This is a genomic window from Algoriphagus sp. (assembly GCF_024642405.1).
Classification (GTDB): domain Bacteria; phylum Bacteroidota; class Bacteroidia; order Cytophagales; family Cyclobacteriaceae; genus Algoriphagus.
Genome location: NZ_JAHEBC010000068.1, coordinates 1 through 16,092, shown reverse-complemented (window position 1 = coordinate 16,092; position 16,092 = coordinate 1). Strand labels below are relative to the sequence as shown.

At 37.2% G+C, this 16,092-nt stretch carries 15 protein-coding genes and 1 pseudogene; 9 read left to right on the top strand and 7 right to left on the bottom strand.

The window, feature by feature from the left end; genetic code table 11:
• Positions 1-232: pseudogene (locus Q0L68_RS07510) on the top strand (lysine--tRNA ligase); the annotation flags it as partial.
• A 106-nt stretch (positions 233-338) separates the two neighbouring features.
• Here Q0L68_RS07510 and Q0L68_RS07505 read toward each other — a convergent pair.
• From Q0L68_RS07505 to Q0L68_RS07490, 4 genes are all read right to left on the bottom strand, one after another.
• Entirely contained in the window at positions 339-929 is a 591-nt protein-coding gene (locus tag Q0L68_RS07505; protein WP_296701320.1) for a hypothetical protein, read from the bottom strand.
• Positions 922-1,419, bottom strand: a complete 498-nt coding sequence (locus Q0L68_RS07500; RefSeq protein WP_296701318.1) for a sigma-70 family RNA polymerase sigma factor — start codon at positions 1,417-1,419, stop codon at positions 922-924. Before Q0L68_RS07500 ends, Q0L68_RS07505 begins: the two co-directional genes overlap by 8 nt.
• On the bottom strand, positions 1,416-2,249 hold the full coding sequence (locus Q0L68_RS07495; protein ID WP_296701316.1) for an alpha/beta hydrolase: 834 nt from the start codon (positions 2,247-2,249) through the stop codon (positions 1,416-1,418). Before Q0L68_RS07495 ends, Q0L68_RS07500 begins: the two co-directional genes overlap by 4 nt.
• A 911-nt stretch (positions 2,250-3,160) precedes the next feature.
• Positions 3,161-3,886: a DUF4197 domain-containing protein gene (locus Q0L68_RS07490; protein WP_296701313.1), complete on the bottom strand. Its 726-nt coding sequence runs from the start codon at positions 3,884-3,886 to the stop codon at positions 3,161-3,163.
• A gap of 200 nt (positions 3,887-4,086) precedes the next feature.
• On the opposite strand from Q0L68_RS07490, the gene Q0L68_RS07485 reads away from it, so the two are divergent.
• Complete coding sequence (locus tag Q0L68_RS07485; RefSeq protein ID WP_296701311.1) at positions 4,087-5,301, top strand: arginine deiminase family protein; 1,215 nt, start codon at positions 4,087-4,089, stop codon at positions 5,299-5,301.
• Between the two features lie 66 nt (positions 5,302-5,367).
• Here Q0L68_RS07485 and Q0L68_RS07480 read toward each other — a convergent pair whose 3' ends face one another.
• Positions 5,368-8,163, bottom strand: a complete 2,796-nt coding sequence (locus tag Q0L68_RS07480) for a putative LPS assembly protein LptD (protein WP_296701309.1) — start codon at positions 8,161-8,163, stop codon at positions 5,368-5,370.
• On the opposite strand from Q0L68_RS07480, the gene Q0L68_RS07475 reads away from it, so the two are divergent.
• The 3 genes from Q0L68_RS07475 to Q0L68_RS07465 all read left to right on the top strand — a co-directional run bounded on the left by Q0L68_RS07475 (position 8,162) and on the right by Q0L68_RS07465 (position 11,603).
• Positions 8,162-8,962, top strand: a complete 801-nt coding sequence (locus Q0L68_RS07475; protein ID WP_296701308.1) for an N-acetylmuramoyl-L-alanine amidase — start codon at positions 8,162-8,164, stop codon at positions 8,960-8,962. The two genes, Q0L68_RS07480 and Q0L68_RS07475, sit on opposite strands and share 2 nt — an antisense overlap.
• Positions 8,963-9,098: 136 nt before the next feature.
• Positions 9,099-10,709: a carboxyl transferase domain-containing protein gene (locus Q0L68_RS07470; RefSeq protein WP_296701322.1), complete on the top strand. Its 1,611-nt coding sequence runs from the start codon at positions 9,099-9,101 to the stop codon at positions 10,707-10,709.
• 51 nt (positions 10,710-10,760) lie between these two features.
• On the top strand, positions 10,761-11,603 hold the full coding sequence (locus Q0L68_RS07465; RefSeq protein ID WP_296701306.1) for a transglutaminase-like domain-containing protein: 843 nt from the start codon (positions 10,761-10,763) through the stop codon (positions 11,601-11,603).
• Here the strand turns inward: Q0L68_RS07465 and Q0L68_RS07460 are convergent.
• A complete protein-coding gene (locus Q0L68_RS07460; RefSeq protein ID WP_296701305.1) occupies positions 11,600-12,178 on the bottom strand; it encodes a redoxin domain-containing protein in 579 nt (192 codons plus the stop codon). The genes Q0L68_RS07465 and Q0L68_RS07460 overlap by 4 nt on opposite strands.
• Positions 12,179-12,185: 7 nt before the next feature.
• Positions 12,186-12,815, bottom strand: coding sequence for a 4'-phosphopantetheinyl transferase superfamily protein (locus Q0L68_RS07455; protein ID WP_296701303.1), 630 nt, complete (start codon positions 12,813-12,815; stop codon positions 12,186-12,188).
• A 36-nt stretch (positions 12,816-12,851) separates the two neighbouring features.
• On the opposite strand from Q0L68_RS07455, the gene Q0L68_RS07450 reads away from it, so the two are divergent.
• Genes Q0L68_RS07450 through Q0L68_RS07435 form a run of 4 tightly spaced genes read left to right on the top strand, consistent with a single transcriptional unit; the run spans position 12,852 to position 15,956 of the window.
• Entirely contained in the window at positions 12,852-13,766 is a 915-nt protein-coding gene (locus tag Q0L68_RS07450; protein WP_296701302.1) for a WD40 repeat domain-containing protein, read from the top strand.
• A 3-nt stretch (positions 13,767-13,769) separates the two neighbouring features.
• The gene (locus tag Q0L68_RS07445) at positions 13,770-14,735 is read left to right on the top strand and encodes a DivIVA domain-containing protein (protein WP_296701300.1); all 966 of its coding nucleotides are present in this window, start codon (positions 13,770-13,772) and stop codon (positions 14,733-14,735) included.
• A complete protein-coding gene (folB, locus tag Q0L68_RS07440; protein WP_296701299.1) occupies positions 14,735-15,100 on the top strand; it encodes a dihydroneopterin aldolase in 366 nt (121 codons plus the stop codon). Before Q0L68_RS07445 ends, folB begins: the two co-directional genes overlap by 1 nt.
• Complete coding sequence (locus tag Q0L68_RS07435) at positions 15,093-15,956, top strand: ChaN family lipoprotein (RefSeq protein WP_296701297.1); 864 nt, start codon at positions 15,093-15,095, stop codon at positions 15,954-15,956. The genes folB and Q0L68_RS07435 overlap by 8 nt, the downstream gene beginning before the upstream one ends.
• Positions 15,957-16,092 lie beyond the last annotated feature (136 nt).

The window sequence follows — 16,092 nt, the reverse complement described above, 5'->3', positions numbered from 1 at the left end:
AGTACTTTTCTTTCCACAAATGAGACCAGAGAAGAAAGCTGTGGAAATGACAGAGGAAGAAAAACTGGTTCTGGATTTGCTGAAAAAAGAGCATCCGATCGATTTAGGTAAGCTTAAGGACCTAGCAGGCTTGAGTAATAAAAAGTGGGATGTGGCTATGAAAGGGCTAAGCAAAAAGGAATTAGCTAGGGTCCAGAAAGATGGAGATATGTTGACGGTTCATCCGCTTTGATGGAAAGATAATAAAAGTAAAACCGAGCTGAGAGGCTCGGTTTTTTTGTAGGTTTAATTTAACCACATAGAAACATAGAGAGGAAATAGCACTGTCTCTTTTTTATTCACGAGCCAATTTTTTTCATTAACTCCACCACAGTTCGGAGTTCGCGGATCTCTTTCTGTACATTTTTTCTAATGACTAGGGTAAGAATGATTCCCGGGACAAAATAAGAAACGACCATTGCTGCCATCCAAAAACTACTTAGGTAAATAGCGAACTCAGGGAGTAATAAAATGAACCCCAAAGTATACATGCCCAAAGTCAGGTACGTAAATGTCCCATGGATTTTTAACCGAAGTTCCAGATAGTTTTTTTCTTCTTCTAAATTATCGATTGCAGCCTTAGTTATACTTTTCTCTTTTCCTTTGTAAATACTATAGGCTTCTAAAAGAACACGGAAGAGGAAAAATCCCAACATGATTGCAACTCCTATTTTGCTAAGTAACTCTTGAAAGCCAAAATAGAAGAGAAGAAAGTAACACATCATCAGGAAACTGAGACCAAGTATGATGAGATTATTTCGTTGGAATTTTATACTGCTTTGGTTCAGTTTCTCTGCTTCTGAAATCAAAAGTTCCATGTTTGTTGGTGGGACAATGCTAGCCCCGGAACTCTGCCATCCTTCCTTTAATGTTTTTCCAAGTTCATTCATGATTGATAAGTTTTTTAAGTCTTTGTTTTATTCGGTGGATTTTGACACGAAGGTTTCCTTCTGTAATCCCCATGATTGAGGCGATTTCTTCATGAGACATTTCTTCCAAAAGGAATCCTGTAATTAATCGGTCAACCTCCGATAGTTCCGCCATCGCCTTATAAAGTTCTTTGACAGAATCATTTTCGTCTGAATTGATTTCTTCTGCGGATTCTTGATCTCGAATTACTTCGCCTATTTTTTCTGATGAAATCTTTTGTTTTTTCAAGTGATTTAGGCAAGCATTTACAGTGATTCTATAGATCCAGGTTTTTGGAGATGAATCCTCTCGAAACTTCTCCAGGTTATTCCAAACTTGCATAAATACTTCCTGAGTGAGGTCTTTCGCTTGTTCATCGTCTCCTTTCAAAAAGCCAAGACATAGTTGGAATACCATTCTGTAGTAAGCCTGATAAAAGTTTTCAAAACGCTTTTTTTGGTCAAAAATCACTTTGTAATAAATGTTTTGAGCTGCTGATTAAACCAATCTTTTTGATCTAGCATAATATAGTGTTTGCTTTCTGCGGCAAATACAAATTCTTTATTTTCAAGATCTTCATATTGTTTCTTCATCGTTTCCAATGCTCCTACTCCAAAGGGCTGTCCAGCAACATAAATTAAAGTTGGTTGCTTGATGGTAGGCAATAGAGGTCGACTGTCTAATTTAAGCAGATCTACATATCCATAAACAAAAGTTTTATGATCAGCAGATTCCATCCAAGATTTCACTTTTCTCTGCTCGTCTGGTTGCGTGATCATATTTTGGGTCATCTGATCCAGATAATTCGATTTTGCAGTTTCATCCATTGCAAGTAGTTGATCATTGTAGGGACTTTCATACCCTAATGCATCCGCAGATACTCCCGGCATCATTATCTCTCTCATACAGGATAATGCATCCACAATTATAATTCTTTGAATATGATCAGGTAGTGCTGCTGCCAGTTCCAGAGCCAGATTTCCACCCATACTGTGACCGACAACAGTTATTTGGCGAAGGTTTTTTTCATTGATATATTTTATCAAGTCTGTCTTTAGCTTTCCAAACCAAGGCATTTCTACGGGGGCAACCTGACCAAATCCTGCGTAGGTAACGAGAAGGGAGTTGTTATCAGGAAATTGTGATGCGTTTTCTTTCCAAACCTCTCCTGGTGTCGCAAAACCGGGTAGAAATAAAATTGGGTCACCTTTGCCAAAAGATTCTATGGAAATTGAATTCTGTGCAAAAACTAGCGATGCTATCCCCAAAGTGAAGTAAAATAGAAGTAAGGCTTTTTTCATTTTCTTGTTTTTATTACTTAGAAAATGAATCTGCTTATTTGTTACAGGTGCAACAGAAAAAAATTATAAAGCTTCAAAAATTGCCTTGTTTCTTTTTGATTGCTATGATCAAAAAAGTCCGAAGGGAATTCTTTTTTCTGCCACTGTGAGTGTCTCCACTCACAGTTAATATCAGGAGAGTTAAAGACTTATTTTAGTATCAATGAAGTGATTATAAGGTGACTCGCTTTAGTACCGAAAATTTTTTGATGACTTGGGGTTTCCGCCTGTAATTATCTTAAATCCGATCACCGATGTGAATTAAGAACCCAAATTTATCTAAACCGGTTTCATAAAACTCATAAGAGGAGAGAGGATAGTTACCAGGACTTTTCGTTAGCATCCATTATCCTCTGCAAGGATTTGCATGAATGTATTCCAACTTTTGAAAAATGATTTTCTGAGAATAACGCTCAATGGATAAAGAATCTCTTTGCCAAAAAATATGATGTTTATTTACCTCATCTACTTGAAACTGATTAAGCAATCCTAAATTTCTTTTCTCAGTTTTTGAAGGAATTTATATCCAGTAAACTTTAAAAAACTCGAACGAGGAGATTCTTTTCCTTTCATCACCATCAATTTCCAAATTAAATGAATGTGATTTGACATAATTACAAATCCATAAATTCGTATTAGTCCCTTCTCATTTAGGAAACTCAAACTAGAAATTATTATCTCTTTATATTAGGTGAAAGGCATGTGAGTGAAGACACTCACATGAGCGATAGAGTTATTTAATAAGTTTCTTGGGTGAATACATTCATTTGGGAGATATTAAATACATACCACTTACAATCTTCCCTAATTTGCGTGTGTGTCTTCACTCACGGATTTAAAAATTAAAATTTATCAAAAAGAAAAAACCCGTGCTATTCCTTCCCCTTTTCCACTGACCCAAAAACCTGCTTTAATAGTTCAGACTTACGGGCATTTACATTTTCTCTTATTTTCAATTCCTCTTTTGCGATTTCTACAAAAAGTCCATCTATTGCCTTTTTGGTGACATATCCGGTTAGATCCGTATTCACTTTTTTCACAAAAGGAACTTTGTTATATCGGGTTGTTACATCCTCCCAATATTTGGTAGCATCCACTTTTTTTAAACTTTGATCAATAATTGGTTCAAATTTTACAGCTAAACTATCACTGGTGGCGCTAGCGAAATATTGAGTTGCGGCATCTTTTTCGCCAGTCAAAATTGATTTTACATCTTGAATACTCATCTCTTTGATTGCTGTTTCAAAAATTGGCTTCGCTTGAATCGCTGCATCTTCTGCCGCCCGATTTACACTTACTATTACCTGATCGACCATGGAACCTAAACCCAAAGACCGCAAAGTGTTTTCAATGTTTTTGGCCTCTGGAGGAAAAAGGATTTTTACATCAAGGTTGTTCAGATAACCATTTTCTAAGTGAAGTCGATCCGCACTTATTTCTGTCGCCAAAGCCAAAGCTTCCTTTAATCCAGCGTTGAGTTGCTCGTTGCTTGGTTTGAAAATACTTTGTGCCAAGATGATATTCGAGCTAAGAGAAAAAACAAAAAATAAAAGAGTAGCGATTAGGTGAGATGGAAAGAAGCTTTTTGAATTTTGCATTGGTAGAATCAAGTTCAATTTTGAGATATCTATGAAGTAACGTAATCGAATAAGATAAGATATCAAGGATTAATAATAAATTGGTTTATTACAAGTCAATAAAAATCAAACTCACTTTTTTATAAAAAACATAAATAAATAGGTTAATTATTGAACAAATCATAATTTGAAAATTCAATCAGTGCGAAAAATATAATCAAATGAATCTTAGGATAAACTCTGAATTTGGAACGCTTAGAGCAGTGTTGATGCACCGGCCGGGAAAAGAAATTGATAGACTTACTCCTTACAACAAAGAGCTTTTACTTTTTGAGGATGTTCCATATTTGGAAGCATTGCAAAAAGAACATGATGCGTTTTCCAACTTGATCAAGGAATCTACTGGCGCGCATGTCTACCAATTGCGGGAATTATTGATCCGGGTTTTATATGATCAAAAGACTCTTTTAATGCTTATGAAAGAATCTTTAAAAAAATCCGGTTTAGTTCATCTGGCCGAAGATATTTTAGAAAGATATTCAACCGCTGAATGTGCTTCAATTTTAACCGGTGGACTGAAAATTCATGAATTAAGAAGGAAAATTCCCAATTTGAAAGTTGGGGAATTGATGGAATCTGCTTTTGCTATTTCTCCTTGTCCCAATTTGTATTTTCAAAGGGATCCGATGGCATTGACTCCTTCCGGGGTGATTTTTTCAAGTATGAAAATGGAAGGAAGACAAAGAGAAGCGGATTTGTTGAGAACAATCTTTGAAAACCATATGGAGTTCAAGGAAAATGTAAACCGGCTTTATCCAATTGTCGGTCATGATAATCCTCCAAGTATTGAAGGTGGGGATATTATCGTCTTATCAGGAAAAGCAGTAGCAATTGGTAATTCGGAAAGAACGGACGAAAAGGCAATTTACCATGCCGCCAAAGCCATGCTGGCAGAAGGTACGGTAGAAAGGGTTTATGAAGTTCACCTTCCCAATAAGCGTAACTATATGCACCTGGATACTGTATTTACCATTTTGGATGAAAACTTGGTTTTAACTTATCCTGACGCATTAAATTCTGTTTTGCAAACCTCATTGTATACTTTAAAGGAAATTAAAGACGATAAGGTAAGTATAAAAAGAGAGGTGCTGAAGGAATCCCTTTTGACAGTTTTAGAAAGAGAAATTCCGCATTTGGAGATTCTTCATACGGCTGACGGCAACCCTGATTATTCTCTGAGAGAACAGTGGTTTGATGGGGCGAATGTTTTTGCCATTGGACCAAGAAGAGTGATTTCTTACAATAGAAATATCCACACTAATAGAGCGTTACGTGAGTTGGGAGTAGATGTATTGGAAATCCCATCTTCTGAATTGTCACGCGGCTTAGGAGGTCCTAGATGCATGACGATGCCATTGAGTAGGTCGAGAATTTAAATATGAAAGCTGAAGTATTAATTTAAAAATTTAAAACTTCAGCATTCTGATTTTTTATTTTATACCCTATCTATCAAAGAAGGATCGTCTTCTGGAGACTTTAAGATCTTGAAGAATACTGGATTTAACTCTGATATCAATATTGTAAGAGGTGAATCTTCCAAATGGAATCCAGTTGACGTTCATTTGCCAACAATGCAGATCCCTTGCAATTCCGATCATGGACTGAGTGATCTTTTGAGTCTGCAAATCAATACCAGTGTTAAAATTAATCTTCCATTTTTCTGAAAGCGATAAGTCACCACTTAGATTCATTGCCTGGGTAACATTGGTTGTTCCTGAAGTTTGTTTGCTATAGCTCAAATTATAACCTATACGTACGCTCCATGGGATATTCCAATCAATATATTGGCTTGGGTCGGAAACAATTCGATTGATTTCACTTTCTACAAATTCATTTAATACTCCACCTTGCTCCATGAAATTGGAGGTTACTTCATCTCTTACCTCACCCGGAGATTTATTTCCACCAGGGTTTAAAGACATGTTCATGTTTAAGGATGCGTTTCTTATCGTACCTATTCCCTGCCCATTATTCCATGTGAATTCATTAATCCTTCGGATCATCTCCACTCCACTACTATTCAAATAAGATCGGGTAGCATAGGGGTCTAAAGTAGTACTCATATTGACAGAAAGTTTCCTGTCAAAAAAGCTGGTTCTTGCACTGATACTAAAAGGAGCCAGATTGAACGAATCAGCAGCAAAATTATAGCTGGTACTCAGGTTTAATGTTTCTAGTAATGGAATTTTCTTGGTTATCGCTTCAGCAGTATCTGATTCAGTTTTGATTTTGGCCTCTAATACATTCCGGAGGTTAAAAGTCAAGGATCTTGATTCGCCTATTGCCGCTCCGCCAAAGATAAAACCTTGATGTCTGGAAAGAAGTCTGGTATCACCTTCTTCATTTACCTGGACTTCTTGATAATATCCGTATCTCGGGTCTGAGAAATCCGGTCTGAAACTGAATCCAAATGAAGGTTGAATATGCTGCCTAATGGTTTGAACTTTCCCATTCCCTTTAAAATTAAAGAAACCATAAATATTGGTGTTCAAGGCAAAAGAAGAACTGTAGGTGCTGATTCTGTTGAAACCATCCTCCAATATTTTATCCACTCGCTCTTCAGATGGGTTATAGTAATAATTGATTCTATTTAGATACCAGAGCTCCTGATAATTAAAAGAAGCGGTACCTGTGAAATACTTGAATAGGGTAAAGTTGGAAGAAACAGGTATTGTATTTCTGGCGCCATTACTTGCATTATCCAACAAGAGGCTTGCATTTGCAAGGTTAAAAGGAATGTACTGGGTTTCCTCATTCCCGGTATTCAGGTCAGTTGGCACACCAAATGATTGATCTACCCGGTTAGTTATAGAGTTTTGTAAATTGAAATTCCATGCGATGTTCAGGGTTTTTAATGGCTCAAATTTCACGTTTCTAAAAGGGCTCTGACGATTCATGTTCACCGCTATCGTTGGTAAATCAACCCTTACTTCACCTGTGGTTACACTTTGAGAATGCCTCATATTAGCAGACATTGAGAAAGGTGTTCCCGAAAAAGTTTTTGAATAGGCAACGTTGGAAGTGAATTCAGAAGTTACATTATTCTGAAAGTTATTCTGACTGATCACATTGTTAAAATAACTTGTACTCCCCGCATTCACTGAAGCAGAAAACCTACTTGTTCCCCGAGATTCAGGGGTGTGGCTCCATTGAATCCTAAATGTGTTGTAATTAACCGGATTTAATTCCGTTTCAGGAGACACAAATTTTTGGAAGTCAATATTGAAACTTCCACCATATCGATAGCGCTTTTTGTAAACAGCTTGAGATTTAGCACCCCAACCTCCTTTCGAATAAATATCTCCTGTAAAGCGTGCATGAATGTAATCGTTAATGGCAAAGTAGTATCCAAAATCCCTTAAGAATAGGCCTCTTACTTGCTCACTACCATATGAAGGAAATATAATTCCGGAAGCTTTTTCTTCTGGAGTATCAGGAATTATCCCAAATGGCAATCCCAAAGGAGTGGGGATTCCGTTGAAATAAAGGTTAAATGGACCTGAGACCACTTGTTTCCCCTGAATGGATTTTATTTTATTAGAGGATATATGCCAATGTGGATCCGTTAATTTACAAGTAGTATAGTAACCATGGTTTAGATAGATGCTTCCATCCTCTGTCTTTTTGATAGTTTCGCCACGTAAAATTCCATCTTGCTGCTCGGTGACCACGTCTTTGATGATTGCTTTTTGGGTTACGAAATTGTATCGCATCTCTTTTCTGATTTCATATACGTTTGGGCCATCTTTAAAAAATGGATTTCCGGTTATATTTCCCAAACTATCAGTGACCCCAGAAGCATAAAGCATAGAGTTTTTCCAATCGATTACAATCAGATCAGCTTCTAATTTCATTTCTCCGTACTCAAACCAAGCTTTGTTATACAGATAAACCTTATTTTCTATGAAATCAGAAACTATACTATCTTCGGCGTAATAGGTAATATCTTGCGTAATTGGTCCACTGGGCATAATTTTTGCCACAGTATCAGCAGGCAAAGTGTCTCTCAGTGCAGGAGGATTTATTTCTGGCAAAGTATCTGATAATGGCCCTGCTAATGTATCTGGCACAATCAACCTTCTTTCAGTTTGTTTAGTAGGTTGTTGAGCAGCTACCCAAATAGGAGCGATCAGTAATCCGAATAATGAAAATAAAAGGAGTCTAAATCCCTGCACAGTTGATTGCGCTTTATTTAATTTGTGTAAAATTTCGTGTAAAGTTAATTCTATTGCCCTCATGGAACGGTCCAAAAGCAAAAAAATTCTTACTTCTTTAATTATCCTAATACCATTTGTCTTTGGAGGATTCATATCTAACGAATCTATGATGCCTGCGTTTCGAATGAAGAAGATTGTTATCGATGCAGGTCATGGTGGAAAAGATCCTGGAAACCTCGGTTCTAAGTCCAAAGAAAAGAATATTAATCTTGCAGTAGCACTTTTAGTAGGTAAATATATCGAGGAAAACCTTCCGGATGTGGAAGTAATCTACACCAGAAAAGATGATAGTTTTCCGGAATTGAAGGAAAGGCCAATTATTGCTAATAATAACAAGGCAGATTTATTTGTTTCAATTCATTCAAACTCAGCACCAAATAGATCAGCTTATGGTACGGAGACTTTCGTCATGGGTATGAAACATTTCGATGCCAATTTTGATATTGTGACAAGAGAAAACTCTGTGATTCTTTTGGAGGATAATTACAAAGAGAATTACGAAGGATTTGAACCAAACTCTCCAGAGTCTTACATGATGTTCAACTTGATGTCTAAAGCACACTTTGAAAACTCAGTAACTTTGGCAGATCATGTGGAAACTCAATTTAAAGATAGAGTGGGTAGAAAAAGTCGCGGTGTCAAGCAGGGACCATTTTATGTGCTTTGGACTCCTTCCATGCCTTCTGTATTAATTGAATTAGGTTTTTTATCTAATACAGAAGAAGAAAGGTTCCTGATGAGTCAAAAAGGTCAGGAATATATGGCTTCGGCGATATATAGATCTATTCGAGACTATAAAGAACAAATCGAAGCGAATTAATTTATTATTCATTCACAATCATTCAGCCCTTTTTCACCACGGAAAAGGGCTTTTGTTTATATTCAAAAAACTCTTAATTCATTTTTTGAGTTTTGAATAGGTAAACCCAAATTAAAATATGAATTCAAAAACCTCTATGGAACCCCAAACTTTTAAATCTTTATTGGATGTTTTGAAAACCAAAACGGAGCAAGTTAAGCTCGGCGGAGGATCTAAGCGAATAGAAAAGGAGCATGCAAAAGGAAAACTTACTGCCAGAGAAAGAATCAATTATTTAATCGATAAGGATTCTGAATTTTTAGAGGTAGGTGCTTTTGCCGCAGATGGGATGTATGAAGAAGAGGGAGGTTGTCCTTCAGCCGGTGTCATTACAGGAATAGGTTATGTCAAAGGCAGGATGGTAATGATCGTAGCGAATGACGCGACGGTAAAGGCCGGAGCATGGTTTCCGATGACTGCCAAAAAGAATTTAAGAGCACAGGAAATCGCGATGGAAAATAGAATTCCCGTCATTTATTTGGTGGATAGTGCGGGAGTCTTTCTACCGATGCAAAATGAGATTTTCCCAGATAAAGAACATTTCGGAAGGCAATTCCGGAACAATGCCAAGATGTCCTCAATGGGGATCGTTCAAGTTGCAGCGATAATGGGAAGTTGCGTTGCGGGCGGGGCTTATCTTCCTATCATGTCTGATGAAGCCTTAATTGTCGATAAAACAGGTTCAATTTTTCTTGCAGGTTCTTATTTGGTTAAAGCTGCAATTGGTGAAACGGTAGATAATGAGACCTTGGGCGGTGCCACCACGCATTGTGAAATTTCAGGTGTGACCGATAATAAATATGAAAATGACCAGGAATGTCTAGATGCTATTCGAAATATTTTTGACAAGATTGGAGCAAGCGACAAAGCTGGTTTTGATAGAATAGAAGCTAAAGAGCCAAGAATCAGCGGTGACGAACTCCTAAAAGCTTTCCCCCTTCAACGAGTAAAACCTTATGATATGCTTGAGGTACTTTCTGGTTTGGTTGATGGAGGAGAAATTGAGGAGTACAAAAAGGATTATGGAAAAACCTTGATTTGTGGTATTGCAAGAATAGATGGATGGGCCGTGGGAATTGTTGCAAACCAGCGGAAAATCGTGAAAACTGCAAAAGGTGAAATGCAAATGGGAGGAGTGATTTATTCAGATTCAGCAGATAAAGCAGCTCGTTTTATTATGAATTGCAATCAGAGAAAAATTCCTTTGGTATTTCTCCAGGATGTTAGCGGATTTATGGTAGGAAGCAAAGCTGAGCATGGTGGAATCATCAAAGATGGAGCAAAAATGGTCAATGCAATGGCGAATTCAGTAGTTCCAAAATTCACCATAGTGCTGGGTAATTCTTACGGAGCAGGAAATTATGCCATGTGTGGCAAAGCTTATGATCCTCGTTTGATTTTTTCTTGGCCTACTGCTCAGATGGCTGTTATGTCTGGAGCATCGGCAGCGAAAACCCTACTTCAAATAAAAGTTGCATCGCTGAAAAAGAAAGGAAAGGAAATCACTGAGGAAGATGAAAAGCAGCTTTTGGATGAGATTACAAATAAATATAATGAAGAACTAAGCCCGTATTATTCCGCAGCGAGGCTTTGGGTCGACGGAGTGATTGACCCAAGAGAAACTAGAAAAGTGATCAGCATGGGAATAGAGGCTGCCAATCATGCTCCTATTTCTGAAAGATTTAATCCAGGAGTTATTCAGACTTAAGCACATTATTTGTAAATTATTCCTACTGAAAGCCTATCACAGAATTTGCGTATGAACACTTTCACTCCTGGAGAACTAAATGCCTTGGTTTCACTTTTGGATGATACTGATTATGAGGTAAGAAGCCATGTGAGAGAGCAAATCATTTCCCTTGGAACAGATATCATCCCTTTTCTTGAAGAAAAATGGGAGACAAGTTTTAATCCAGAAATCCAGAAAGAAATTGAGGAAATGGTTCATGATCTTCAATTCTCTCTCTTGAAAAAAAGATTAATTGAATGGAGAGATTCAGAAGATCGGGATTTGCTCACCGGGCTTTGGATCATAAATACGTATCAATATCCAGATCTGGAATATGAAAAACTGAATGCAGAAATGCATCAAATTTATTTCGAGGTTTGGACAGCTTTTAAAAACGATCTTCCTCCATACGATCAGGTAAGGATCATCAACAATGTGCTTTTTAATACTTTGAGATTTTCTGCAAACACCAAAAATTTTCATTCACCTGCCAATAGTATGCTATCAGCAGTTTTGGATTCAAAAAGGGGAAATCCATTAAGCCTTTGTGCAATTTATTTATTGGTTGGCAAGAAATTGGGTTTGCCTATCTATGGAGTTAATCTTCCAAATTTATTTGTTCTCACCTACAAATCCGGTGATCTTACTTTTTACATCAATGCTTTCAATAAAGGTTTGATTTTTAGTAAACAGGATATTTTTAATTACTTGGAACATTTGAAACTGGAACCAAAAGATGAGTATTTTGAACCATGCGCCTATTTACAGATCCTTATGCGAACCTTGAGGAACTTGGCTAATTCTTTTGAGAAGTTGGGACAAATGGAGAAGGTCCAAGAAGTAAAAGAAATGATGTCAATTCTGGAAGATTAGAAACTTCTCACATTACAGCCTACAGCTCTTACTTGTTCAGGACTTGGTTTCTGGCCTTTCAAGACTTGATTGATGGCTCTTTCAAGAAATTTTTCGGTAACAGATCCCGCTGCTTGGGCATTATTGTCAATAGCACCTCTAAATACAGATTCAATACCATTTTCGGAAGGGATTAAAATGACAACTTCTGGGATTTTTGTGATATGGAAAAGTTTAACCCATTCCTGATTTATATCCATTAAATAGGGCATATTCAGATCAGTTTGATCAACATGGTTTCGCATTTCATCAGCATTTTGATTTTCAGAACCCAGATCAGGATTAACCAGTGCAAAAGAAACACCTTGGTTTTGAAATCTTGACCTTAAATCAATAATCCGCTCTTCATATAATTTTGCAAAAGGACATCCGATACTATGAAAAATCAAGACTATAGCTTTCCCCTTCAATTCTTGCGAAATTGTAAAGGATTTTCCCGTGACAGCATCATTTAATACCAATTCGCCAATACTCTGTGCTTGAGAATAAAAACCTAAAGAGAAAAGTAAAAATAGAATGAGAGATATTTTTTTCATGTTTAATTTACCAAATAGTATAAGTAAGTACGGTCTTTTCAATTACTCGCGCTTGTACTGTATAGTGATGATTTGAAAAATCAGTTTCTCTGATTTTTGCTTTGATAACAGTAGAGTCGACGGAGAAAGGTTCTAACAGGATATTGTCCCTAAAGCTCACGCCTCTTCTTCCCTGACATTTAAAGATAGACTCTTTGGCTGACCATGCCAAGGTATAGTGAATCGGATCTTTTTCCAGAAAATCAATCTCAGATGGATCCAAAAACCTAAAACCAATCCTAAGTATTTTTTCACGAACAAAATCCATGTCAATTCCTACAGGTAATTCCCTGTGGTATATTGCTCCTGCCAAACCTTCCGTATGTGATAGGGAAACAAATCCATTCCCATTCATGGATTGAGATTTACCGTGCTCATCTTTAAAAAAACCAGGATAAGGGACATGAAGTGCCTCTAGCGTGTCTTTTATAGCTATTCTTGCCGTGGCCCATTCCTTCCTTTTTTCGGGATGAGAAATATTTGCGTAAGAAAGTTTTTCCCGAAAACTCAAGAATTCTAGATCTTCTTCTTCCTGCGTTTCAATAATCTTGATTGCTAAGGCTGATGAAGAGTCAATTTTTTCTATTTTTGTTTGCATAGGCGATTAGGGATTGACCAAGTCACCGTCCAATATATGTCAAAAATTCAAGTTAATAAATTACAAACTCTTACCGGGCATAATGACTGCATCTATGCTCTGACAGAAGGGAGTGATCCCAGATTTTTTTATACCGGAGCTGGTGATGGGATGGTAGTGGAGTGGGATCTTGACGATCCAAATATCGGGAAATTAATTGCCAAGTTACCGCATTCTGTTTATGCAATGGAAGTGGATAAAGAGAGGAATTTGCTTTTTATTGGCCATAATTATGAGGGGATTCATGTAATAGATTTAAATGAAAATAAGGAGATATGGTCTTTGAAGTTTACGGACCAAGCGATATTTGATATTAAAATTTTTGGCAATGAGGCCTTTATTGGGACTGGAGATGGTATTCTTGTAATTGTTGATATCCCGAACAAATCTTTGAAGAAAAGGATCAAGTTGAGTTCAAAAAGTATTAGAGTAATGACTCTATCTCCCATAAAAAAACATCTTGCTGTAGGATTAAGTGATCACAGCATCAAGGTTTTGGACTTAAGAGATGACTTTCACCCTATCGCAAATTTGATCAGTCATGAAAATTCAGTTTTTGCCTTATCATATTCACCTGACGAGGTCTCTTTAATCAGCGGGGCAAGGGATGCTAGACTCAAATTCTGGAGCACCTCAAATTATAAATTGGAAGAGACGATTGTGGCGCACATGTATGCCATTAATTATTTATCTTTCAAGGAAGACGGAAAGTATTTAGTAACCTGTTCCATGGATAAATCCATTAAGGTTTGGGACGCAACGGAGAAAAAACTTTTGAAAGTAATCGATAAAGCAAGAAATGCCGGACACGGCACATCCATAAATAAAGTACTTTGGAGTACCTATTCAGGTCAGGTGATTTCCGTATCTGATGATCGTACAATATCCATTTGGCAAATAGAAGAAATCTAACCCATGAAAATCACACCAGCAGCTATCAGGCAACAAACTTTTGAAACAGCATTCAGAGGATTTGAGAAAAAGGAAGTATCCCAATTTTTAGAGGAAGTCAGTCAGGTAGTTGACAAATTACACCAGGAAAACATCGAACTGAGATCTAAACTTCAAAATACCGAGGCGGAGGCTAAGCGATTAAAAGATGTGGAGGACTCTCTTTTCCGGACATTAAAGACAGCTGAAGATACAGGGGCTTCTATCATTGAAGAAGCGAATGACGCGGCAGATTTGATAATCTCGGAAGCAAATTCTCAGGCTGAGCAAACTGTGGCCAGTGCAAATGAATACGCTAAAAAAGTGGAAGCACATGCGGAGCAGCAAGCATCAGTTATAGTGAGTGCTGCTGAAATTAAAGCGAAGGAAACTATCGTTGAACTCAGAGAAAGCATGCAAGGCTTGGTCCGTTCCTATGGAGGACTGGTAGATCAAAGAGAGGCTTTGGTGAAAAGTTTAAGAAGGATTTCTCAGGATATGTTGAATCAGATTGATTTATCAGATGCACATTTTACCAGAATTGATGCAAAAGCCTATCAAAGAGCAATAGATGAATTAAGTCGCTCTAATGCCTTTACCTTTGCAAATATTGAAAACCTTACTCCTGAAGAAGAATTTATTCCTGAGCCTCAAGAAAAAGATCCTCTGGCTGAAATGGAAGTGATTGAGGAAGAATTGGAGTTAGAAGTTCACGACTCTACTCCTGATTTAGAAATAGAGGAAGAGGAAAAAGAGGATGTAGAAACTAAAGAAGAAATTGAAGAGGAAGCCAAGGCGATTGAAGAGAAAGAAGTTGTAATGGAGGATCCAAAGCCTCTTGAAAAAGAGAAAAAGATGGAAAGTGAAAATCCAATACAGGAGGATGAGAAACCAAAATCCAAGCAAGATAAATCAAATCAATCAGGCTCATTTTTTGACCAATTTGACTAATGGGGAAAGTATCACTTGAAGGAATTGAGTTTCATGCTTACCATGGTGCATACCCTGAAGAAAATGTTTTGGGTAATCGTTTTACTTTGGATTTGGAGTTAGAGACAGATTTTAAAGATGCAATGCTTCAGGATAATCTTAAGTCCACGGTTGACTATACGAAGCTCTATAAGCTTATCAAAGAGAGAATGGATGTACGGGTTAAACTACTTGAGCATCTTGGGCACTTGATAATTGATGATATTTTAAAAGCTTTTCCGGATGTTCAAAAAATAAAAATCACCCTCAAAAAACACCATCCATCCCTTGGTGGGTTGGTTAAGTTTTCTGCCGTACAAATTCAATATCCTGAAGATTATGCGTAAAGTAATTTTATTCATTCTAGTCAATATTGCCACCTTTCTTTTTGCCTTAGCCCAAGGTCAAGCATATCAGTTTTTTTCCAATAATGGTAAAAAAATAGATTTGAAAGATGTCCTAAAAATGACTCAAAAATCGGATATCACTTTTTTTGGAGAGTTGCACAATAATAGCCTTGCGCATTGGCTGCAATTGCAAATTTTGAAAGAAATGACGGCAGATGACCCTAATCTAGTTTTGGCCGCAGAGTTCTTTGAGCGAGACGACCAACTCAATATCGATGAATGGTTTGCCGATAAAATGACTGAGAAGAATTTTGAAACAGAAGCCAAGCTTTGGAATAATTATAAGACTGATTATCGGCCCTTGATGCGATTCGCGAAAGAAAACCAATTGAAATTTATAGCCAGCAATGTTCCTAGGAAATATGCTTCCTTAGCTAGTAGATCGGGAATTTCATCTTTAGATAGTTTGAGCTCCGAAGCAAAACCGTATTTGGCAGCTTTGCCTTTTGAGATTGATATGGCAATGCCAGGTTATGTTGCCATGAAAGATATGATGCATGGTGGCCCTATGAACACGGATTTCATGGTTCAGGCGCAGGCATTAAAAGATGCGACTATGGCAGAATCTCTCTTTACTTCTATTTCAGAGGGATATAAAATTTTACATATTAACGGTTCTTATCATTCGAAAGATGGGGAAGGAATACTATGGTATTTGAAGAAGAAATTCCCAGAACTTAAAATTCTTAATATCCATACCGTCACGCAGGATCAATTGGATTCCTTAAATCCTGACTACAAAAAATCAGGTGAAATTATTCTGGTATTACCTTCTGATAGCCACGAATCTTATTAAAAATGTACAATCGGGCAGAAGCTTCCCGGATCCGAAAAGAATTTTGGGTTGCATTTGGACAGTATATGAAACCAATCAGAAATGCTTCTGGTTTCCGGGTTAACTGGCCAAACTACAAGACTGGAGTCAAAAACAT